This is a genomic window from Kocuria sp. LUK (assembly GCF_021012935.1).
GTDB classification, from domain to species: Bacteria; Actinomycetota; Actinomycetes; order Actinomycetales; family Micrococcaceae; genus Kocuria; species Kocuria flava.
Map to the genome: position 1 here is coordinate 61,395 of NZ_JAJMZI010000002.1, position 22,029 is coordinate 83,423.

The 22,029-nt window shown below is 66.5% G+C and carries 13 protein-coding genes; 6 read left to right on the forward strand and 7 right to left on the reverse strand.

Annotated elements, in window-relative coordinates; all coding sequences use genetic code 11:
* Position 1: 1 nt before the first annotated feature.
* Together LQU92_RS03145 and LQU92_RS03150 are read right to left on the reverse strand one after the other, a co-directional pair.
* Positions 2-400: a hypothetical protein gene (locus LQU92_RS03145; RefSeq protein ID WP_230660820.1), complete on the reverse strand. Its 399-nt coding sequence runs from the start codon at positions 398-400 to the stop codon at positions 2-4.
* Between the two features lie 117 nt (positions 401-517).
* Positions 518-970 carry an Lrp/AsnC family transcriptional regulator gene (locus LQU92_RS03150; protein WP_112254704.1) on the reverse strand — a complete coding sequence of 151 codons (453 nt, stop codon included), beginning with the start codon at positions 968-970 and terminating at the stop codon, positions 518-520.
* 124 nt (positions 971-1,094) lie between these two features.
* On the opposite strand from LQU92_RS03150, the gene LQU92_RS03155 reads away from it, so the two are divergent.
* The 5 genes from LQU92_RS03155 (at position 1,095) to LQU92_RS03175 (ending at position 7,503) form a co-directional block, all read left to right on the forward strand.
* The gene (locus tag LQU92_RS03155) at positions 1,095-2,525 is read left to right on the forward strand and encodes a DUF6421 family protein (RefSeq protein ID WP_230660824.1); all 1,431 of its coding nucleotides are present in this window, start codon (positions 1,095-1,097) and stop codon (positions 2,523-2,525) included.
* A 3-nt stretch (positions 2,526-2,528) separates the two neighbouring features.
* Positions 2,529-3,206, forward strand: a complete 678-nt coding sequence (locus LQU92_RS03160) for an SDR family oxidoreductase (RefSeq protein ID WP_230660827.1) — start codon at positions 2,529-2,531, stop codon at positions 3,204-3,206.
* A gap of 1 nt (position 3,207) precedes the next feature.
* Entirely contained in the window at positions 3,208-4,281 is a 1,074-nt protein-coding gene (locus LQU92_RS03165; RefSeq protein WP_230660830.1) for a low specificity L-threonine aldolase, read from the forward strand.
* 228 nt (positions 4,282-4,509) lie between these two features.
* Positions 4,510-5,925 carry an aldehyde dehydrogenase family protein gene (locus LQU92_RS03170; protein WP_230660835.1) on the forward strand — a complete coding sequence of 472 codons (1,416 nt, stop codon included), beginning with the start codon at positions 4,510-4,512 and terminating at the stop codon, positions 5,923-5,925.
* 75 nt (positions 5,926-6,000) lie between these two features.
* Positions 6,001-7,503: an amino acid permease gene (locus tag LQU92_RS03175; protein ID WP_374229626.1), complete on the forward strand. Its 1,503-nt coding sequence runs from the start codon at positions 6,001-6,003 to the stop codon at positions 7,501-7,503.
* A 120-nt stretch (positions 7,504-7,623) separates the two neighbouring features.
* Here LQU92_RS03175 and drmB read toward each other — a convergent pair whose 3' ends face one another.
* The 4 genes from drmB to LQU92_RS03195 are packed head-to-tail and all read right to left on the reverse strand — an operon-like array spanning position 7,624 to position 18,920.
* Positions 7,624-9,441: a DUF1998 domain-containing protein gene (drmB, locus tag LQU92_RS03180; protein WP_230660838.1), complete on the reverse strand. Its 1,818-nt coding sequence runs from the start codon at positions 9,439-9,441 to the stop codon at positions 7,624-7,626.
* Between the two features lies 1 nt (position 9,442).
* Entirely contained in the window at positions 9,443-12,622 is a 3,180-nt protein-coding gene (locus LQU92_RS03185; RefSeq protein ID WP_230660841.1) for a helicase-related protein, read from the reverse strand.
* Positions 12,619-14,130 (reverse strand): NERD domain-containing protein, encoded by a 1,512-nt coding sequence (locus LQU92_RS03190; protein WP_230660844.1) that lies wholly within the window; start codon positions 14,128-14,130, stop codon positions 12,619-12,621. The genes LQU92_RS03185 and LQU92_RS03190 overlap by 4 nt, the downstream gene beginning before the upstream one ends.
* A complete protein-coding gene (locus LQU92_RS03195; RefSeq protein WP_230660849.1) occupies positions 14,127-18,920 on the reverse strand; it encodes a DEAD/DEAH box helicase in 4,794 nt (1,597 codons plus the stop codon). Before LQU92_RS03195 ends, LQU92_RS03190 begins: the two co-directional genes overlap by 4 nt.
* A gap of 670 nt (positions 18,921-19,590) precedes the next feature.
* On the opposite strand from LQU92_RS03195, the gene LQU92_RS03200 reads away from it, so the two are divergent.
* A complete protein-coding gene (locus LQU92_RS03200) occupies positions 19,591-20,778 on the forward strand; it encodes a DNA cytosine methyltransferase (protein WP_230660852.1) in 1,188 nt (395 codons plus the stop codon).
* A gap of 111 nt (positions 20,779-20,889) precedes the next feature.
* On the opposite strand, the gene LQU92_RS03205 is transcribed toward LQU92_RS03200, so the two are convergent.
* Positions 20,890-22,026: a DNA cytosine methyltransferase gene (locus LQU92_RS03205; RefSeq protein ID WP_230660855.1), complete on the reverse strand. Its 1,137-nt coding sequence runs from the start codon at positions 22,024-22,026 to the stop codon at positions 20,890-20,892.
* Positions 22,027-22,029 lie beyond the last annotated feature (3 nt).

Here is a 22,029-nt window from a genome sequence, read left to right on the forward strand (position 1 = left end):
CTCAGAGGCCTCGTGCTCCGGCTTCTCCGTCGGCGCCGCCGTCCGCACCGCCATCGGCGCCACCGTCCGCGCCACCATCGGCACCGCCGTCGTGGACACCCGGGGCCCCGGAGGCGCCACCGTCGGCCGGACCATCGGCGCCACCGTCGGCACCGCCGTCGTGGACACCCGGGACACCCGCGGCGCCGCCGTCGGCCGGGCCCTCGGCACCGCCGTCGGCACCACCGTCGGCACCGCCGTCGTGGACGCCCGGGACACCCGCGGCGCCGCCGTCGGCCGGGCCCTCGGCGCCGCCGTCGGCACCGCCGTCCGCCCCGCCGTCGTGGGCCCCCGGGGCGCCGAAGGCACCGCCGTCGGCGGGGCCCTCCTGCTGGTTCGGATCCTGCTGTGCATCGCTCATGCCGGCCTCCTCGAGTTCGGGCGGCCGGGCCGTCACCGGCCGGCCGCCAGGACGGGCGGTCCGTGAGCGGCACCGCCCACCCCGAGGCTATCCGCGCGGCGCGGGCGAGGGAACAGCTCAGCCCTCGGCGGGCAGCATCGGCCGGTGCTCGTAGAAGGTCTGCAGCACCACGGTCGTGCGGGTGCTCACGGAGGCCACGTGGCGCACCTCGTTGACGAGGGCCTCGAGCGCCTTCGGCGAGGCCACCCGGACGAAGAGCATGTAGGCGGCGTCCCCGGCCACCGAGTGGCAGGCCTCGATCGCGCTGATCGGCTCCAGCAGCTCGGGCGCGTTGTCCGGCTGGCGCGGGTCCAGGGGGGTGATCTCGATGAACGCCGCGAGCGGCTTGCCGATGGTCTCGGGGTCGAGGATCGCCTGGTAGCCGGTGATCACCCCGCTGCTCTCGAGCTTGCGCAGGCGCGCCTGCACGGCCGAGGTCGAGAGCCCGATCCGCTCGGAGAGCTGGGCGAGGGTGGCCCGCGGGTCGTGGGACACCTCGGTTGCCAGTCGCACGTCCACGGGGTCGTCCATGGGCCGAACGCTATCAGCTGCTCGCGCCGGAGGGGTTGACACCCCCTCCCCCACGTGTGAATGTTCCTGTGTGTGATCCCGATCACCGGAAAATTTCCGTTGACTTGACGACAGGAGGGTTTCAATGTCCACGTCTCTGCAGGCGGTGCAGGCCATCATCGGCGAACCTGAGGTCGTCGAGGACGTCCGCGCCGTGGAGACGCACCCGGCCTGGCTGCGTCTGAAGGCGGCGGCCACCGCGCTGCAGGGCCTGCAGGTCAAGGACGGCTCGGTCCCCGACCCCGCCGACCACCCGGCCGCCCGCGAGCACGTCGCGGTCATCACGGCCGCGGTCGCCGAGCTCGCCCCGCTGTTCCCGCACGACGCCGCCTACCTGGCGGCCCTGCCCCGCGACTTCGACCGCTGGGCCGAGGGCGGCTTCGGCGTGCCGGACTTCCTCGACTCCCTCGTGGCGTTCCGGCCGCAGGAGCACCGCGTCGACGGGATCCGCCACCTCGTGGTCTTCCCGATGCTCACCCAGAACGGGTCGGCGGACCGGCACGTCGAGGCCCTGGTCGTCGAGGCGATCTGGCCGGAGTTCATCGCGGCGCTGGAGGCCGGCGACTACGGCAACAAGCTCTTCCTGTCCCTGCGGCTGATCGACTTCACCCCGGGCTACGACACGAACTCGGCGGTGCTGTTCCCCGAGACGGTGGCCGTGCGGGAGGTCCCGGCGTTCACGTGGGGGGCGATCTTCCAGGACCGCGAGGCGGCCCGCTACCGCCGCGTGGTCACCGCGGCCGCCGGCATCACGAAGCTGGAGCTGCCCGAGGACGCGGCGGCGCTGCTGGCCGACCAGGACCTCGCCGAGAAGACCTTCGTGATGTGGGACCTCATCCACGACCGCACGCACATGCGCGGGGACCTGCCCTTCGACCCGTTCATGATCAAGCAGCGGATGCCGTTCTTCCTCTACACCCTCGAGGAGCTGCGCTGCGACCTGACGGCGTTCCGCGAGTCGGTGACCATCGAGCGGGCGCTCACGGCTCGCGCGGCGGCCGGCGAGGAGCTGACCGGGCTCGAGGAGCAGACCCGCCGGCACGCGAAGCTCGTGCAGTACGCGGTGCTCTTCGACCGGATCTTCCGCTTCGCCCTCACCGGGTCCCGGGTGCGCAACTACGACGGGCTCGGCGGGCAGCTGCTGTTCGCCTGGCTGCACCGCAAGCACGTGCTGCAGTGGCGCGACGTCGAGCTCAGCGTCGACTGGGAGCGGGTCGCGGACGCCGTCGTCGAGCTGGGCGAGGCGATCGACCGGCTCTACTGGGAGTCCATCGACCGCCCCAAGACGGTGCACTGGCTGAAGGCCTACGAGCTGATCTCCTCCGTGGTCCCCCCGCACCCGGCCTCGGCGTGGGCGCAGGGCCTGCCCCGCGAGGTCCTCGCCGGACCGCCCCGGGGCTACACGGACCTCGTGCTCGACGACGAGTTCCCGCTGTCGATGTTCTTCGAGGCGCTCGGGAAGAAGCTCAAGGGCGTCATCGAGTCCACCGCCGGCATCCGCGCCACGGACGCCTGAGCGATGCCGGAGCTGACCGGACGCACCGTCCTGCTCGCGGGCGCCACCAGTGCGTCCGGTCGGGCGGCGGCGCGGACCCTGCTCGCGCGCGGGGCCCGCGTCGTCGCCACCGGGCGCAGCGCGGAGAAACTGGAGCCCCTCGCGGCCCTGGGCGCGGAGACCGAGGTCCTCGACCCGGCCGACGAAGCCGCCGTGCGCGCGCTCGTCCGCCGGCTGCACGAGCGCGGGCTGTCGGTCGACGGGCTGCTGCACCTCGTCGGCGGCTGGCGCGGGGGTGGCGGGCTGGCCGGGCAGACGGAGGAGGACTACCGCGCGCTCGAGGCCTCCTTCACCGCGCTGCGGCACCTGAGCCGGGCCCTCGACGACGACCTGCGGGCCTCGCCGGCGGGGCGGCTGGCGATCGTCTCCTCGACCGCGGTGGCCCGGCCGCTCGCGGGCGGGGCGAACTACGCCGCGGTCAAGGCCGCGGGCGAGGCCTGGACCCGGGCCGTGGCCCAGGGCTGGGCGAAGGCCGCCCGCGAGGCCGGCGAGCCGCTGCGCGCCGCCGCGGTGGTCCTCCGGGTGAAGACCCTGGCCGGGCTGGAGGAGCGCCTCGCCGAGGCCTACGCCGAGCTGTGGGCCGACGACCCGGCGCAGCTCAACGACTCGATCCTGACGATCCAGGAGAAGGGAACCGACTGACATGCAGACCATCCACGACCCGCAGGTGCGCGGGTTCGCCTCGGACAACTACTCCGGGGTCCACCCGGAGGTGCTCGAGGCCCTGGCCGAGGCCAACGGCGGCCACCAGGTCGCCTACGGCGAGGACGTCTACACCGCGCGGCTGCAGGAGGTGGTCGCCCGCCACTTCGGCGAGGGCGCCACGGTGTGGCCGGTGTTCAACGGGACGGGCGCCAACGTCGTCGGCCTCCAGTCGATGCTCCCGCGCTGGGGCGCGGTGATCTGCGCGGCCACCGCGCACATCCACGTCGACGAGGGCGGGGCGCCCGAGAAGTCCGCCGGGCTCAAGCTGCTGCCCGTCCCCACCGACGACGGCAAGCTCACCCCCGAGCTCATCGCCGCCGAGGCCTGGGGCTGGGGGGACGAGCACCGCGCCCAGCCGCTGGTCGTCTACCTCACCCAGTCCACCGAGCTCGGCACCCTCTACACCCCGGAGGAGCTGCGGGCGATCACCGACTACGCCCACGCCCGCGGGATGTCCGTGTTCCTGGACGGGGCCCGGCTGGCCAACGCAGCGGCCGCCCTGGACCTGCCCCTGCGCGCGTTCACGACCGACGCCGGGATCGACGTGCTCTCCCTGGGCGGGACCAAGAACGGGGCCCTCGCCGCCGAGGCCGTGGTGGTGCTGAACCCGTCCGCCTCGCAGGGGCTGGTCTACCTGCGCAAGCACCAGATGCAGCTGGCCTCCAAGATGCGCTTCGTCTCGGCGCAGCTGCTGGCGCTCTACGACGGGGACCTGTACCTGCGCAGCGCGGGCCACGCGAACGCGATGGCCCGGCGCCTGCGCGCGGGCATCGAGGCCGGGCTCGCCGACGGGTCGATGCCCGGGGTGGCCTTCACCCAGGAGACCCGGGTCAACGCCGTCTTCGCGACCCTGCCCGCCGGCATCGCCGACCGGCTCCGGCAGCGCTTCCGCTTCTACGACTGGGACCCCGCCACGGGCGAGGTCCGCTGGGTGTGCAGCTTCGACACCACCGAGCAGGACGTCGACGCCTTCGTGGCCGCCCTGCGCGCGGAGCTCGTCCCGGTCGGCTGAGCCGCCGGGCACCGCCGGCCCCGTCCCACCGGGCGACCGCCCGCTCCCTCCCGCCGTGCCCGCGGGGGCAGGATCCTGCCCCCGCCGGCCCAGCACACCCTCGCCCGCCCCGGAAGCCCGTCCGCGGCGCGCTCCCGACCCCGCTTCCGCACCCGGAACGCCGCACCCGCGCCTGCCCGTGTCCGTCCCTGCCCACATGCCCTCCCCTGCCCGAAGGAGAACCGCACCATGACCGCCGCCCCGTCCCTGTCCGCCCGCACCGACCGGTCCGCCTACCGGTCCGTCGACCCCGCCACCGGCGAGCTCGTCGCCGAGGTCCCCACCGCCACCGACGCCGAGGTCGAGGAGGCGCTGACCGCCGCCGAGACCGCCTTCCGCGCCTGGCGCTCCCGCCCGATCCGGGAGCGGTCCGCCGTCGCCGCCCGGGTCGGCGAGCTCTTCGCCGAGCGCGCCGAGGAGCTCGCCGCGATCGCCACCCGGGAGATGGGCAAGCCGCTGAGCGAGGCCCGCGAGGAGGCGCAGTTCTGCGCCGAGATCTTCGCCTACTTCGCCGAGCACGGCCCGGACCTGGCCGCCGACCGGCCCCTGCCCACCCCGCACGGGACGGGCCGGGCGGTGCTCCAGCGGCGCCCGGTCGGGGTGCTGCTGGGGATCATGCCGTGGAACTACCCCTACTACCAGGTGGCCCGCTTCGCCGCCCCCAACCTCGTGCTCGGCAACACGGTCCTGCTCAAGCACGCCGAGTCCTGCCCGCGCTCGGCCCTGGCCCTCCAGCGACTGCTCGACGACGCCGGGGTGCCCGCCGGGGTGTACACCACCCTCTTCGCCACCCACGCCCAGATCGAGGACGTCGTCGCCGATCCCCGCGTGCAGGGCGTGTCCCTGACCGGCTCCGAGCGGGCCGGGGCGGCGGTCGGGGCGCTGGCCGGGCGGCACCTGAAGAAGGCCGTGCTGGAGCTGGGCGGGTCCGACCCCTACGTGGTGCTCGACACCGACGACGTCGCCGCCTCCGCCCGGGCCGCCCTCGCCACCCGGATGGGCAACACCGGCCAGGCCTGCAACTCCAACAAGCGCATGATCGTCTCCGCGGACATCTTCGACGAGTTCGTCGCCGAGCTGACCCGCGCCGCCGCCGCGCTGGTGCCCGGCGACCCGTCCGTGGAGGCCCCGGGCACCTACGCCCCGATGGCCTCCCGCGCCGCCGCCGAGGCCCTGGCCGATCAGATCCGCGAGGCCGTCGAGGCCGGCGCCACGCTGCACACCGGCGGGACCCTCGCCGAGGGCCCCGGGGCCTACCTCGCCCCGGCCGTGCTCACCGGCGTCACCCCCGCGATGGCCGCCCACCACCAGGAGCTCTTCGGTCCCGTCGCGGTCGTCTACCGGGCCGATGACGACGACGCGGCGCTCGCCCTGGCCAACGACACCCCCTACGGACTCGGCGGTGCGGTCTTCAGCACCGACCCCGAGCGGGCGCGGCGGCTGGCCGAGCAGCTGGAGTGTGGCATGGCCAACGTCAACGCCGCCGAGGCCGAGGGCGCCGGCATGCCCTTCGGCGGGGTCAAGCGCTCCGGCTACGGCCGCGAGCTGGGCCCGCTGGGCATGGACGAGTTCGTCAACAAGCGCCTGCTCTACATCAACGACTGACCTCCCGGGCCGGGGCGCACCGCCCCGGCCCTCTCCCCCGGCGTGCAGACCCGCCACCTCCGAGGAAAGGTTCCCGTGGACACCATCGCACCGCCCCAGACCACCGCCCCGGCCAGACCGGGCCCACCGGCTCCCGCCGAGGCGCACGCCCGGCTGCGGCGCAGCCTCAAACCGCGCCACCTGACGATGATCGCGATGGGTGGTGCCATCGGCACCGGCCTGTTCGTGGCCTCGGGCAACACCATCGCCACCGCCGGCCCCGGCGGGGCCCTGCTGGCCTATGTCGCCATCGGTTTGATGGTGTTCCTGCTCATGCAGTCGTTGGGTGAGATGTCGACCTACCTGCCGGTCTCCGGGGCCTTCGAGGAGTACTCCACCCGCTTCGTCAGCCCCTCCTTCGGCTTCGCCATCGGCTGGAACTACTGGTACAACTGGGCGATCACCGTCGCCGCCGAACTCGTGGCCGCAGCCCTGATCATGCGCTACTGGCTGCCCGACGTCCCCTCCTGGATCTGGTCGGCCCTGTTCCTGGCCGTCCTCTTCGGCCTCAACGCCCTGTCCACCCGGGCCTACGGGGAGAGCGAGTTCTGGTTCTCCCTCATCAAGGTCGCCACCGTGGTGATCTTCCTCGTCCTGGGGGTGCTGATGATCGTGGGCATCCTCGGCGGCACCTCCCCGGGCTTCGACAACTGGACCACCGGGGACGCCCCCTTCGTCGGGGGCGGGGCGGGGATCCTGGCGATCTTCATGGTCGCCGGCTTCTCCTTCCAGGGCACCGAACTCGTCGGTGTCGCCGCCGGTGAGGCCGAGGACCCCGAGAAGAACGTCCCGAAGGCGATCCGCACCGTGTTCGTGCGCATCCTGCTCTTCTACGTCGGGGCGATCACCATCGTCGGGTTCCTCATCCCCCACACCAGCCCGCACCTGCTGGGCTCCGGGGTCGAGGACATCTCCATCTCGCCTTTCACCCTGGTCTTCGAGAACGCCGGGGTCCTGGCCGCGGCCTCGGTGATGAACGCGGTGATCCTCACCGCGATCCTGTCGGCCGGCAACTCCGGGCTCTACGCCTCCACCCGCATGCTCTGGGCCCTGGCCGACTCCGGCAAAGCCCCGCGCTTCCTGGCCAAGGTCAACCGGCGCGGGGTGCCGATGAACGCCCTGCTGGCCACCACCACCGTCGGTGCGGCCTGCTTCCTGACCACCCTGATCGGGGACGGGGCCGCCTACGTCTGGCTCGTGAGCGCGTCGGGGCTGGCGGGGTTCATCGTGTGGATGGGCATCGCCTGGAGCCACTACCGCTTCCGCAAGGCCTACCTGGCCCAGGGCCACGACCTGGCCGACCTGCCCTACAAGGCCCGGTTCTTCCCGCTGGGGCCGATGATCGCCCTGGCGTTGTGCGCGATCGTGATCCTGGGACAGAACTACCAGGCCTTCATGGGCGAGGTCGACCTGCTCGCCGCAGCCACCGCCTACATCGGCCTGCCCCTCTTCCTCGCCCTGTGGGCCGGCCACAAACTGGTCACCGGCTCGAGGATGGTCCGCTACGAGGACGCCGACCTCACCCGCAGCTTCGACTGACCAGATTCATAGCGCAGGGACTGCCGCACCGATAGGTCAGGAATCCACCTATTTGCGCGGCAGTCCCGCTCATTCGTCGGTCCTCCTCGACAAACGGCATCACTCATCGCGTCTGAGGCCTCACTGTGCCAAGGAGGCCATGCTCCTGAGGTCGTCCAGCATCTGCTGCAATAGTCCGCGCTCCACCTCCATACCGCCGAACAGCAGCTGCCGGTCGAGCAGAAGGTTGCGGTTTTCACATGAGGTCTCGCTGATCAGGGCACACCCATGACACGCAGATAGATTCAGGTTCGATGCACCTTGACGGTCGGATTCAATACAGACCGGATCGTTGGAGCAGACCTCCGCATCACTGACTGCGGCAAGGAGCATCGGCAGCAGCTTGTCCTCGGCTCCCAGCCTTACGAGACCCCCGAGAGTGCCCTGCGCGTCTCCTGCCGCCGTGTAGATAAGGATCCCGGCCATCGGCTCTCCGCGTTGTGTCGAGGCGTAGATTCTCTCCTGGAGCGCGGCGGAGGCGTAACCGCTGGCGAACGCCAGCCGACGGACCAATAGATGGGCCAACGTATGGAGGGCAACGAACCGCGGTTCGGGATAGTCCAAGCGGTCAGTGAGGCCCTCGACGTCCAGCCGTTTCATCAAGGTTTGAGCCCGGTGCTGAACATCGGGGCGCGATTCCCATTGACGGACTCGATCCTCATCCAGACGCAGGAAGATTCCCTCACCGAAGAGCTCAAGGGCGGGATAACTGCGGCGGGTGCGGCCTGGTGGCTCTCCTGGATCCGCCGCAATCAGCCGGGCGTCCTGCCCGTGGCGTCGGAATCCCTGGAGCGCGCGCACCAGACGGAGGCGTCTGACCTGGCCGACGTGGGTGAACACCTCGAACACGGATGCCGGCACGTTTGGGTTCGTAGGGATTCGCCGCCCATCGACAATGAAACCGCTGGTCTCCTCATCGCGGCCGTTCTCGAGTTTCCCCTGAAGGGCGAGCCATTCACCGTCCTTCAGACCGAGGACCGGGCGTTCGTCCTCGTCGGACGTCTTGGCCGCCTCGTCGACCGTGTGCTCCGGGACGCCGAGGTCTTGGGCGATCTTCGTACGGAGCATTTCCGCAAGGAGGCCCCCGTTGTCCTGGACGAACATGGCGAAGGCATCGTGGGTGCGAACCCGCTCCAGGTCTCTCTCCTCACCGGCCTGGCCCTCCGGGATGTCGATCGCCGCAACGATCTCGGCGAGATAGTTGCTCGTGGCACCCCGCTGCTTTGCCACCAGAGGATGCTCGCATTCGGATGCAGTGCTACCTCGCCACGGTTGTCTCCCGAGACACCGCAATCCGTCCGCCGCCAGCGCCTTCTTTCCGACCAGCGCGGCCAGGCTTCGCTCCCGCCGGCAAGCCATGCAGCGGACGAACATGGACCCCAGTCCCTCGCCCCTGTCCGACCGCCTGGCGAACTTGAGCTGGTCGTCGGCTCTGCAGAGTCCCTGCTCTTCCGATAGGTCCTCATCACGGCCGCGGTGCACCCACAGTGGCCAAGGGACGTCCTGGAGATGGCTACCTCCCTCGCACGCAGCCACGTACCGCATCGGGATCAAGGTGCCGCCGCAGGGGCACTCGTTGGCGAATTTGCCCTTCTTCACCAAGGTCTTCCGGGTCATCCGCTCGCATCGTTCACAGAAGCGCCATTCGGGGAACCGCGAGTACTCCAGCGATCGCACGTCGGCCTCCAGGGGGCCCGAGAACGTGGGGGCAGCGAGCAGTCGTCCGCCGCCGAGCTTCGACGACAGCCGATCGCAGACGATCTCCTCGGCATGTTTCGGGTTCCATCTCGTCATATCGGGGGCCATCAGCGAAGCTCCGCTGACGTCCGTGATTGCCCCTGGGCCGAAGGGCGAGACCGTCTCCGATTGCCGAAGGCTGTACTTGATTTCCTTAGCCACGTCACTTTCCCCGCTCGTAGGGTTCCTGGACTTCGATCGCCACACTGGGTTCGACCGTTCGCATGGAGTCGGCGACGAGCCATCCATCGAAGCGGTCCTCGAATCGACGCAAGAGGACATTCTGGTCCTTGGACTGTCCTTCTTTCTCGTATTTCAGCGGGGCCTCAGCGCCCGACATCTGCGCTTTGTCATGCCATTCGGCCAAGTACTTGTCCACTTGGCGCCGCGTCGCGTCTCGCTCGGCGGTGTCAGCACGCTCGACCCGGCGAAGAAGCTGGTCCACGAGGCCGTCGACGGCCCGACTGACCCGTGCGTTCGTCCGGTCATATCGGCCCGCGTCATTGTTCTCGCAGAACGGCTGTAGTCCTTGTCGCACGAGCATCACCAGTGCGCCGGCCAATGAACGTTCCCTGGATGAACGCGACCAGGGAGTGACACTTGTCGGCTCGACGTTTCGATAGAGCGACTGGTGGAAGGCCCGGAACGACTCGTACTGGGATCGATCGCGGGCCCGGTTCGAGCGGAACAGGGTGACGACGACGCCGGCGATTTCTCCGCGACCGACCCGGCTGGTTGCCTGGATGTACTCGGAGGTGGTTTTCGGCTGGCCCACCATCAGCATCAGGGCGAGACGAGACACATCGATTCCCACCGACAGCATGTTCGAGGACAGCACGATGTCGATGGCCTCGTCGCTCTGGTCAACGCGCGTCTCCATTCGCTGGAGGTCACCCCGCAGCTCGTTGGAGTGCCTCCGGCTTGTCAGTTCGATGAGGCGGCCGCCTTCGAGGCGACGAGGTGGCCACCCCATCCGGTCTGCCCTCACAGCCAGGCGGGCATCGATGTCGTCGGCGATCAATGTCTCGCTCCGGCCCAGCTCCCGCAGGCTGTTGTGGTAGAAGACCGACGTCCAGTAGTCGTCGGAGACTTCGTCCGGAACATGTGGGTCCGCCAGGACCTGGGGAAGTTCAAGCAGCGGTGTCGCGGCCGCGATCAGTGCTGTCGTTTGTGGCAGCGACTGGGGCATGAGGCCGACGTAGAGACGTCCCTCACCGGAAGGGACGGGTCGCGAGAAGAAGCTGTGGTCCTCGTCGAGTCCGGCGGGTGGATAGAGAGCAACGGGCCGTCCGTACAGGCCTCGGATCTGCTCCTCCGAGGCCCTGATCGTCGCGGTCGAGGCGACGATCTTCGGATGCGTCCCCTGCCGGGACAGCAGGATCTGCAGGACCGCCTCGAACACCGCGACCGTCGTTCCCAACGGTCCAGACAACAGATGGAGTTCGTCTTGGATCAACAGCGAGGGCTGCAGGGTTGTCCCCCGGAGGCCCAGCAGTGATCCAGCTTTGGGCAAGAACTGGAGACGGGCGAACTTGTCGACGGTACCCAGCAGGAAGGTCGGTGGATTCTCGTACAGGTCGTCGTCGACCACGCTGAGCGGGATGGCGTCGTGGAACGCGCACTCAACCCGGGGGCAGTAGACCACCACCCGACCTGATTGCTCCCGGAAACCGTAACGGGACCGGTCTCCGGTCCACTCTTTCGGCACGAGTTCGGTCCGGCACCAGGGACAGTCGGTGACCTGGAACTGGTTTGCCTCTTGGGGGTGTTTGGCCTCGAAGAGTCTCTGCAGTGCTGCGATCGCGTCCTTGCTGTTGCCCGGAGTGACCTCGTTGCCCACCCACAGGCCGATGGTGAACGGCACCATCTTGGCTGCGCTGGCATCGGTGCGGCGGAGCGTCTCCATTGCGCAGATCAGCGCGGCCGAACGCTGGAACTGTTGGGAGGTGAGGAGGCGCAGCGTATATCGGGTGATGACCGCCGTCCCACCGCCCTTCTGCCCGTGCTCCAGCCGACGGCGGAACATCTCCACGGCTGCAAGGCCGAGGTACGCCTCGGTCTTCCCGCCTCCCGTGGGGAACCAGATGAGGTCCACGAGCTCCCGGTCCGGGTGCTGCGCATCGACCGTCGATGACAGCGAGACCAGGAGGAAACCCAACTGGAACGGCCGCCAGGCAGGCTCTTTCGAGCTGGCCTGGGTCTTCGTGGCAGCAGCCTGGCGCATCTGAAGTCGCATGGCCTTCATCGCCAGGGCGAAGGCCGAGCGCAAGGTGCCCTGATCTGGTTCGACGAGCAGGTCGATCGTCGCACCCATCCGTTCGGCCGCGAGGCGAGCACGAGCGACGATGCGTTCGGCCGGTTCGCGGTGCATGTCGAGTTCCTGGACCCGGGCTGTTTCTGCCTGGACCCAATCCCCGTAGGCGTCTGCGAATGCGCGGAGCTTCGCGGTTACGCCATCAGGATCCTCCACGATCCGGGCCAGTACGTCCAGGCGCAGCGCCTGCCCTTGGGGAGCGTCTTCCGGCATGGTGGTCCCTTCGACTGCGGGCACCACATGGGCCGGGACGGCCTCAAGGCGAACACTGACACATCGATCCCCCTCCATGGTCCAGTTCGCTGCCAGACCGTGCCCGACGGCAAAGGTCTTCCGTTTCCTGAATCTGAGCCGGAGTTCGGCCGCTTCGGGGTCGGCGTCCAGGACCTTGTCGAGGTCGTATTCCAGGATTTGGCCATCCGCCGGCGTGACAGCCAGACTGACCTGGAACATCGTCCGTTGCGCGTCCTGCAGTTTGGCCTCGGGCGTAGCGTCCTCGTCGCGCCCGATCGGCGAGATCTCCAGGTTCCGCAGGTGGACCGTCACCAGCCAGTTGTCGCCGTACGGTCGCCATCGTGAGCCGACCTGGAACAGGACGTCGCCGGCTCGACGGTTACGGGGCTGGTCGCCGGTCCTGGTGACGCTGATGCCTTCGAACAGGTGTGGTGTCCGTCGCCATTCGGAGACGCCACCACTCTCGACGTGCTCGTAGATGCCGAACGAAAGATCGACCTCGAGCTCCTCCGCATTTGTGACGAAGGAGATCCCCGTCGACGACGGCCGCCAGGCTTCAGCCAGAGAATTGCTTTCGGCCGGTTCCTCGATATCCCCGAGGACCGTATCCGCCAGGACGGTTGCTTCGTCGGTCGAGCCTGCGGACTGTCTGGCTTCCCGGGGGAACAACATGCCGACGACGTACTGGTAGACAGGGTTGTTCTTGACGATGACCTCGTGCGCGCCTCCTTCAGGACCCGCGTAGGTGTCCCGGAGATGCCCGAGGGCGGCCTGCTGTGATGGAGACAGGTTCATACGGCCATCACTTTCATGAGAAGTTCCTTGAGCTTCGCCTCTTCGTTGACGGACACCAGGATGGATAGCGAGACCCTGGCTCGAGTCAAGGCGACGTAGACGGACGCGATGGTCTCATCGGTGAACTCACTCGGCCAGCCGTACGCCACGACGTGTTCACGCTCCAGTCCTTTGACGGCTCGCGGCGAGACCAGCCGGAAACCTTCGACGGTTCGGGACTCATCGGCGCTCGTCATGTCGATCAACCAGAGCGAATCCCGTGCGACGCCCTGATCGACGAGCTCGCGCGCCCGGTTGATCGCTGCGCTCAGGTCGCCCGTGGATCCTCGCTTCCATTCGACCTTCTCCCCGTGGACGGTCCCCGGATCCCCGATGTCAGCGCCGAGATACTGACGCACCACCTGCACGATTGACTCCGTGTTCCGGACGTTGTTCGGCAGGGTGAGGACTGTCGCACCGGTTCTGACCAGCTCGAACACCTCGGAGTCGAAGGCGCCGTCGACATGGGTCTGGTTGTTCGGATCCATGAGCATCCTCCACCTCCCATCCTCGCGACCACCTTTCACGAGGGCGTCCAGATGGTCCATGTCGTCCACCGTCATCAGGTCTTGAGCCTCGTCGATCACCACGACGTCGTAGCCGCCTGAACCTGTCGTTTCGGCGAACGGCATGACGTCCACGGAGTGACCTTCGACGTACTTTTCAACGACGGTCCGCAGGGTCGGCGAACGGAAGGTGAGCAGCGTCGACCTCCCCAGAGCCGCTTCCTGCTTGGCGAGCTCGGCCGCTACGAGGGTCTTCCCCGTGCCCGCACCTCCCTTGACGATAATCCGGTCGTTCTCAGTGCTGATGGCCAGGATGCGCGCCTGCTCAGCGGTCGCCCGATGCTGCTGCTCGAGCACTCTCCCGGTGCTGCTGTCGACCGACGGCAGGCGGGTGAAATCCTTGTAGAACTGCTTGCGCAGATCCGCATCCGATGCCCTCCTGCTCGTGCGCGGCGGCTGGGCCACGTCGCTGAGGACTCTCCGCAGGGCGTTCGCCAGGCCTTTCGACGTCATATCCTCCCCGGTCAGCCAGTGAGTGGACTTCCACTCCGTCGACCCGGGAATGTTCGTCACGTCCGGAGTGATCACGAGCGCCTCCCATGGGTACCACCCCACGTTCTCGTCCCTCAGGATCTCCTGCAATGCGAACCCGGCGTCCTGAGCCTGCTTCATGGGCGGCTCCGCAAGGCGGTGGGACTCCCCTCGACGCGTCACGGTCCACCACTCCCGGTCACGCTGGACGATCCCGCCGCCCTTGACCTCGATGATGAGCACGACTCCCTTGATCAGGACCAGGAAGTCGATCTCGGCCTGCCTCTTATACCGGTGCGAGCGGAGCCGGAGGGAATGGAACGCGCGAGCGTTGTCCCCGAAGTCGAGTTCCGAAAGCAGGGTGGCCACGAGTATTTCGGCAGGACTGTTAGAGGTCCGCCTGATCTCCTCGAGAGTCGGAACCAGGATCATCGCGCCAGCTCCTTCCACTGGTCGACGTAGTCCAAATGCCCCAGCAGATGGTTCTCAGCTCCGAAGTTGTCCTCGATATCGACGATGAGGCATTCGTGCTTTCCGCCGTTCCTGGGCCCACGCAGCCCGCGTCCGACCATCTGGATGTACGCACTCGGACTGAAGGTGGGACGGGCGACATACAGGGCCCGGACTCCCGGGGCGTCGAACCCCTGGGTCAGGAGATCGCAGTTCGCGAGCACACGGATCTTGCCCGCTTTGAAGTCTTCAATGATCTTCCGACGTTCGTGGCGTCCCGTCTCCCCGCTGACGGAGGCGGCGGAGATGTCCTTGTACCGGAGAGTCGCGGCGAGCACCTGAGCCGAAAGAACGGAAGGAGTGAAGACGAGAACGGGCCAATCGGGGTCCAACTGCTCAATGTCGTGAACGACCATCTGCAGGCGGTTCCGGTCCCGCCCGATGCGTTCGAGCACCGTCGAGCTCACCCTCCGATATTTCTTCGCGTCCTTGAGCTCGTCCTGTCCGAGGACCACGTCGATACCCGTCATCCGCCGGTAGGCCACGCGCGCGAGCACTCCTGCCTGCGCAGCCTCCTCGAAGGGTGAGCCCGACTCGAAGGCACGGATGAGGTTCCCCCCGTACCGTCGAATCAAAGCGGTGGTGCCGGCGTCACCGCCCTTGAAGGGCGTCGCCGACAGGCCGACCAGCGGTTTCTCGTGATTGCGACCATCCACACTCAGCCAGCGGAAAAGCCTCGTGTAGAGCTCGGAGGAACCGGACCGGTGTGCCTCATCGACCACTACCACCGAGCAATCGCGCAGCCATTCGAATCGGGCGGCACGCGCGGGATCCGACACGATGGCATCGAGTTGCGCGTCCGTCGCGACGATTACGCTGAATTCCGTCTCCGGCTCTTCCATCCTGTCGTTCCCCCCCCACAGGCGACCGATCGTGAGGGGGCGCTCATCGAGCAGGCCCCGCCAGACAAAACCCCATGTCTGGACGGCCTGCTCGCACAGCTCCTGGGATTCGGCGATCCAGAGTACAGGTCCCGCCAACCGGTCACGGGAGAAGAGCTCGAGCACGGTCTGTGATGCGACCCGAGTCTTTCCGGCGCCCGTGGGCATTTCGACCATGGCCTTCGTGCGGTGCCCTTCCGGGGACACTGCCAGAATGGCCGATGCCAACTCGTCTCTGACCTTCTCCTGGTAGTCGTGGAGGGGCGGGAGGTTGACCGCGCCGGGGACCACGTGACTGATCGGCAAGTTGTCCGCCGGTTGGCTCGCGAAGTCGCCGCTGAACCCCATCTTGCGCAGCCACTTCAGCGTCGTGGAAGTTCGATTCCACCGATCCGGGACATCGCGGTAGCCAAGATCCCGGAAAAGCGGCCGGAGGTTCTTCACGGCGTCGTGGCCATTCACCGTCAGGTACAGCTCGGCAACGGAGGTCGTCGCGTCCACCAATCCCTGGTCCTCTAAGGTGCCCCAGAGACCTAGAGGGAGCTTGTCCTTGAGATCCTCGGGGCTGAAGTAGACCTCCAAGCGGTCCGCGTCCGACTCCATGCTCTGCGCCTCACGTCGCAGACCTTCCAGCATGTCGTCATGCCCGGTCTGGATGACCTCCTCGAGTTCCTTCGCAGTGAGTTCCAGAGTAAACGCCTCGTTGATGTTGCGCAGAACGGCGGTGTCATCGAGGTCGGACTTCACATAAAAAGTGTTTCCGTCGCGGTGCCACGGCAGGGAGATTGGTTCGACACCTTCGCCGGTCGAGGTGGTCACCCGTTTGACGATCTCCTGCGCCCTCACCAGGTAGGCCCCGCGCACTGTGTCGAGAGAGAAGGTGTTCCGAAGGCCGGTGAACACGTCAGTGATCACTTCCGCGTCCTGTTCACCTCCGATATGGAGTTCGAAGGAGAAGACCGCGGAGAAGGAGTTGGTGGACGTGAGCTCCACGAACTCCTCGGCAGCCTCCGCGGGAACACGCAAGAAGTACTTGCCCTTGTCGAGCAGATAGCCGACCTGTTCGTCGTCGACGGCGACGTAGACAGAGTCCACCGGAGCCGACTCCACGTTCCGTCCGATTCGTGCCGGAATCCGTCGCAGTCCTCCTTGATCAGCCAGTGCCCGAGCCGCTGCCGTCAGAAACTCTGTCAGGACGGCGTCGAGGTCTTTGGTGCTCACGAAGGCATATCGATCACGAGCGAGGGCTTCGCGGAAGAGGTCGGCGGAGACCCCCGAAAGCTCGGATTTGAGACTGAGCTGCTGCTCGAGACGCATCTCGTCGGCGAAGAGGGGAAGCAGCCCCTGGTACCGCAGCAGCCGACGCGACACCAAGTGATCTGGACGGCGGTAGCCCCAATCCGATTTCAGCAGACCCGCCTGTGCGACAGCCCATTCGCGGGGGGAGGGAACGTCGAACACCCTGCGGCTGTCCGGGTCTTCGGCTCTCCATGTTCCATCCGGCTGGGCCAGTAGACGGGTGGTCCACTGATTGATGAGCACCGGGTCCGCCGCCGAGTCCCTCAACAGGATCAATGCAGACACCGGGCCCGGCCCTTCCTCGAGGGACAAATCGATCTGGTCGATCGTTCTCTCGCCCGGCCCCAGGCTGCCGTTCACATGCTCCCGGATGAACTGCCGATAAGCGGCCTCTCCGACTTCATCGCTGAGCGCGAAGCGGGAGACAGGCTGGTCGATCACCCCCAGGCTCCGTGCGACAGGCACGACGCAGCGGTCGACGTCCAGGAGGTGCGCAGCGGCGACGGCCGCATCGATCCCTCCGAGATGGAGGACCTGTTGCGGCCAGGACCAATTCCCGTCGCGCGTGGGGACCTTTAGCATCTGCCCCTGCCTTTCGGCCGCTTTCACCGCCTGGGCTGGCGGCACCTCTTCGCGGACGATCTTCCACACCGCCTCATAGTCCTCAGCCACAGAAGTGGGCGTGAGGCGCGACATCAGTGCTTCCAAGCGCGTTTGGGCGTCGAGTTTCCGGAACCCCCGCTGTTCCAGTGCAGCTCTTACTCCAGGGACCTCCAGGAACGTGCTCGACACAAAGGTCGCGGCCTCGACATCGAACCCCTCGACGATGTCGAGAAAAGTGGTGGTCCGGTCCTTAAGCGTGACGAGTCCTTGATTCGTCGGAATGACTTTGGCGTCCCGTAGAAGCGGAACACTGCTTTCATGACGCAGGACGAAGTTCAGTGCACCTGCCGCGTCGATGTCTGTCCCGCCTTCAGCCCATTCTCGAATCCATGAAAGAACGCCGCGCTTGGGCATCTTCCCGAGAACACGTTCCTCGAGAGACTGTGACCACTCGGTCGCGGCATCGATCCCCGGAGCGGCGAGAATATGCCGCAGGCGATTGACCCTCGTGGGAGATGTATAGCAACGCCAATGGGGCACGTCGTCCCCGGTGTGCGCAGCAGACTGCCAGGCCCGATGGTCCTTAGCGTCAACCCTTTCAATGTTGAAATCGAGGGGCTTGAGATCGTCGGGCTTGGTCAACATTCCCACGGCATTGGGAACCAGTCCAATTGCGGCGGACCGGACTGGCCCGATTGCCCGGAAGTACCGATCGGCCGTCGAGAATGCCTCTCGTGGTCGGGACGGCAGGTAGTCGAGGTGCCGTGCGGGGTCCTCTTCTGTCCGGAGGCTCGGCATCTTTTCGAGGAAAAGATCCAAGAGCGTGGATAAGATTTCCCGGTTGTACGAGTTGTCGAGCAGGGTCGTGCGATCGCTGTTCAGACTCCAAGGTGCATTGAATAAGCCAGAGGCAGAAGTCTCGTCTTCGATGGGGAAGTACGCCCAAAAGCGCCCCTTGAAGCCAGAGCCGCCAGAGACCGGAATCGCGACTGACACCTTCATGCGGTCCCGTGATACGGCCTCACCGACCTCTCGACGCGCGGAGGCGCTGGGCGAGTGCATAGCCTCCGCGACGATCCACTCGTTGGCGGTACCGTGAGGGGTCTCAATCGAAAATCGGCCATTTCCTAGATCTCGGGACATGTGAGTTTTATCAATCGGCTCATCGCCGATGATGCGAATTTTGATTTCACGCACAGCAGTGACGAAGAGGAGAAATTCAGTCGAGAAGTTGAGCAGATCTCTCCGGAGCGAGGCCGTGTCGTCGATCTCAGGCAATCGGACGACTGTCGCCGCCCAATCCCCGAGCTCAGCCAATATGGGGTCCGTCTCCATTTCGGTGCTTGCATCGAGAAGGGATGGCGTTCTCAAGACCGGCACTTTAAGGCTGCTCGGCTGGACGCTGCCGATGATAGCTCGAGCTTCGGGCGCATTAAACTCGAAAGATACCGATCGACTGAAGACCTGTGGTCGGTCCGTGACGGCCAAGACTGACTTGAAACCGAGACCGAACCGCCCGATCTCGTCGCCTCTTTTGGCACTCAGATGCGCGTGAACGATGGCACGCAATCCGTTCTGCGAAAAAGGCCGGCCGCCATTGGCGACATAGAGCTGGCGATTGACCTCGTCGAGGACTACTTCGATGCGTCCGCCGGACATCGATGAATTAGCCGTGCCCGCTAACGCGTCAGCCGCGTTCTGCACGAGCTCCCGAACGGTCCGGCGGGCGTACCCCCCCACCTTGATGGACTCCTCCTGGTTGGTGTGCTCCTCGATGAGGTTTGGATTCTCTCGGTAAGCCGCCAAGGCACTGGAATTAAGCTGTTGGACGTAAACAATCAGCGATTTATCGGCATTCCACGCATCCCGCAATGACACCAAGTCCCCTTTCCCCATCCAGGCCCAGCGCCAGATGGATGAGCCGTTCAACGACCTTCACCCGACTCTATATCCGCCCGGGGCCCGTTACAGTCGGCCTCACGACGGGGCTGCCTGGCGTGTCGATGCCGTCCGCATACTCCATTTCAGGCGCTGGGCGGGTTAAACAACTCGCCAACGCGGTGTCGCCCATCCAGGACCTTCCGCAGCCGCGTGTTCATCAGGTGCTTCACTCATGCGTGGTCTGTGGCCGTGTGGACGCTCAGATCCGCGCCTTTTGGCCAGTACTGACACAGCAGCCCGTTCATGTTCCGGATCCCTCTCGTGCCCCCGGAACGGTTAGTGCGGTCAAGTACACGGCTTCGCTGAACCAGGCAGCCACCAGGTCACGGCGGGTCAGGTCCGAACGCTTGTCCCAGGTCAACGTCCTCTGTGTCGGCTGCGGTAGGCCCTCCTACCCCGGCGCGCCGCGACAGCGTTCACCCCGAAAAAGATCAGTGTTCAGTATTTGCTTTCCAGGGCCAGCCGCCGTTTGCGTCCCTTGAGTCCCTTATCTACGCCTTTTCCCTACGGGAGGTTTCGATAGCCACCGGGAACCACTCGGCGAGCGAGGAACACGGTGCATACGACACCGACGTCCGAGCGAGAATTTGGGTACTGCTGAAGAAACGCAGGTGGATACTGGTTGGACGTGGTCGAGAGACGGATAAAATTGACGGCCATGACCTCCATGCAGCTGGGCCCTCCCGCATCACCCTCCATCGATGTGGTGGACCTATTCGCCGGTCCCGGCGGGTTGGACGTTGCGGCCCACTGGTTGGGCCTATCGGTGGTTGGCATCGAGTGGGACGAGAACGCCTGCGCCACACGGCGCGCGGCCGGTCTGACCACGGTTCACGGGGACGTCCGCGAGTATGGCCCGGGGAACTTCCCAGAGGCGACCATCCTCGTGGGCGGTCCACCCTGCCAGACCTACACCGTGGCGGGCACAGGCGCCGGCCGTCAGGCGCTGGAGCAGGTCCAGAAGTACATCAGACGCATGGCCAGCGGACAAGATGTCACCGATGACCTGTCCCGGCTGGACGACGAACGCACCGGGATGGTGCTGCAGCCCCTGCGCTGGATCTTGGAAGCACACCGGCGAGGACACCCCTACAAGACCGTCGTATTGGAACAGGTTCCCGCTGTGCTGCCGGTCTGGGAGGCCATGGCGGGAGCTTTGCATGGTCTCGGATACAAGACGACCAGTGGGATCCTACGAGCGGAGGAGTTCGGGGTTCCTCAAACCCGTCGACGAGCCATTCTGATCGCCCACCAGGATTACATGCCCCGCCTGCCGCAGCCGACGCATTGCCGATTCCGGAAAAGAGAGGCGAGAAGCGACGATCAGTTGTCCCTGCTGTCCTGGGACTCCATGCTCCGGCCGTGCGAAACCATCCGCGGCACACTGAATCGCCCCGGGCCGTTCGTCATCGTCTCCAACTACGGCAGCGGTGGCGACCCGAAGGCCCGTGGTCTTCGCAGTTGGGAGGAGCCTGCCGCCACGGTCACCGGCAAGGTCTCACGCAATCGCGTGAGGTCCTACGACGGTACGGACCTCGGGTCGCTCGAGCTGTTCGAGGCCGGTCAACTGCAGACCTTCCCCGCGGACTACCCCTGGTCCGGGGGCGACCGGGCCCAGCAGATCGGTAACGCGATTCCCCCACGCCTGGGCGCCCATGTCCTGGCCGCTGCCCTGTGTCGAAATCTCGATCCAGCGGCCCTCGACCAAGTGGTACGGAGCAGTTGGACGGTCACCGGCAGCAGGCCACCGTTGCTGACCGACACCCCGGACACCGGATCACTGCCGCCAGTACGCCCTTCCCCGCCCAACAGCGTCGACGCACAACTGACACCCCAGCAACGGTGACTCTCTGCCGCCTCCGCCTCTTCTGAGAGCTGAACCCCCAATAGTGGTGTAGCGCGGTGGCCCTGCTCGTCGTGGCAGACGAGGGCACCGCCAGACCTACATTCCCGGGGCTCAGTTGGGGCTGATCCGAGCTGCGATGTGCTGGCCCAGTGCGCGTCCCAGAGGAATGGGGACGGCGTTGCCGATCTGTTTGGTGATCTGAGTCAGGGACCCGACGAATTTGTAGTCGTCAGGAAACCCCTGGATGCGGGACCCCTCGTGGATCGTAATGGCTCTCGGCTGTTCCGGGTGCAGGTACCGGCCCTTCTCGGGCTTGGTGAATTCCGTGCGGACGGTGACCGAGGGTCTGTCCCATCGCAGCCGGCCCATGACATCCATGGAACCTTTCGTATGCTTTCGCCAACACTCCATCTTCAGATCCTCGGGCAGGTCCTTGCGGCTCCCTCCCTGGGGGATGGCGTGAAATCGCGCGAGCGAAATGTCCTGATAACGACGGGTCAGATGCAACTCGTCCGCGCGGAAGGGACCGTCAAATCGGGTATCGCCGAACACTGTCCGCCTGTTCTCCGGGCGGAGCGACGTGACCACAGGATTCAAGTTACCGATCACTTCGCGTAGTGAAACCCACGAATCAACTGTGGGATGCGTTGGCTCCGGAAATCCAGGAGCGGGAACGGACCGGTGATGCCCGATCACGATGACCCGCTTCCTGACCTGCGCAGCGCCGTACTGTGCGGCGTTGAGCACCCGCGCCTCGAAAGCATAGTCCTCCAGAGCTCCTCCGCGAGAGGTTTCCTTCTGGAGCAGAGGAAACTGCGGGGATGTCAGAAAAGCGGGTACGTTCTCCATGACGAAATACAGAGGCTGCGCTTCACGGACGGTGCGGGCGTAGTAGCGCCACAGCGTATTCCGAACATCGTTCTCCTCCTGTTTCCCCAGGGTGGAGAACCCTTGGCAAGGCGGGCCGCCGAGAACGATATGGGCGCTGGGTACGAACTCGTCGTCGAGCCAGTCCTGGATAGTCCCGTTGTAAACGACATCACCGAAGTTCTCGGCATAGCTGGCCGCTGCTTCCGGGTTCATCTCCACAGCACGGACCACTTTGTAACGGTCGGATGCCTCGTGGAACCCCTGACTCAGTCCCCCGGCACCGGCGAAGACATCGAGGATCTCCAGAGGCCGGACTCGGGAGGGACCGGAGGTGACGCCGGGGGAAGCGTCCGAGGGGGACAATGTTGGGGTGGACACAGC

Excerpts from the sequence above, each read along its gene's own strand:
- LQU92_RS03145 (WP_230660820.1), bottom strand. The coding sequence starts at position 400 with ATGAGCGATGCACAGCAGGATCCGAACCAGCAGGAGGGCCCCGCCGAC.
- LQU92_RS03150 (WP_112254704.1), bottom strand. The coding sequence starts at position 970 with ATGGACGACCCCGTGGACGTGCGACTGGCAACCGAGGTGTCCCACGAC.
- LQU92_RS03155 (WP_230660824.1), top strand. The coding sequence starts at position 1,095 with ATGTCCACGTCTCTGCAGGCGGTGCAGGCCATCATCGGCGAACCTGAG.
- LQU92_RS03160 (WP_230660827.1), top strand. The coding sequence starts at position 2,529 with ATGCCGGAGCTGACCGGACGCACCGTCCTGCTCGCGGGCGCCACCAGT.
- LQU92_RS03165 (WP_230660830.1), top strand. The coding sequence starts at position 3,208 with ATGCAGACCATCCACGACCCGCAGGTGCGCGGGTTCGCCTCGGACAAC.
- LQU92_RS03170 (WP_230660835.1), top strand. The coding sequence starts at position 4,510 with ATGACCGCCGCCCCGTCCCTGTCCGCCCGCACCGACCGGTCCGCCTAC.
- LQU92_RS03185 (WP_230660841.1), bottom strand. The coding sequence starts at position 12,622 with ATGAACCTGTCTCCATCACAGCAGGCCGCCCTCGGGCATCTCCGGGAC.
- LQU92_RS03190 (WP_230660844.1), bottom strand. The coding sequence starts at position 14,130 with ATGATCCTGGTTCCGACTCTCGAGGAGATCAGGCGGACCTCTAACAGT.
- LQU92_RS03200 (WP_230660852.1), top strand. The coding sequence starts at position 19,591 with ATGACCTCCATGCAGCTGGGCCCTCCCGCATCACCCTCCATCGATGTG.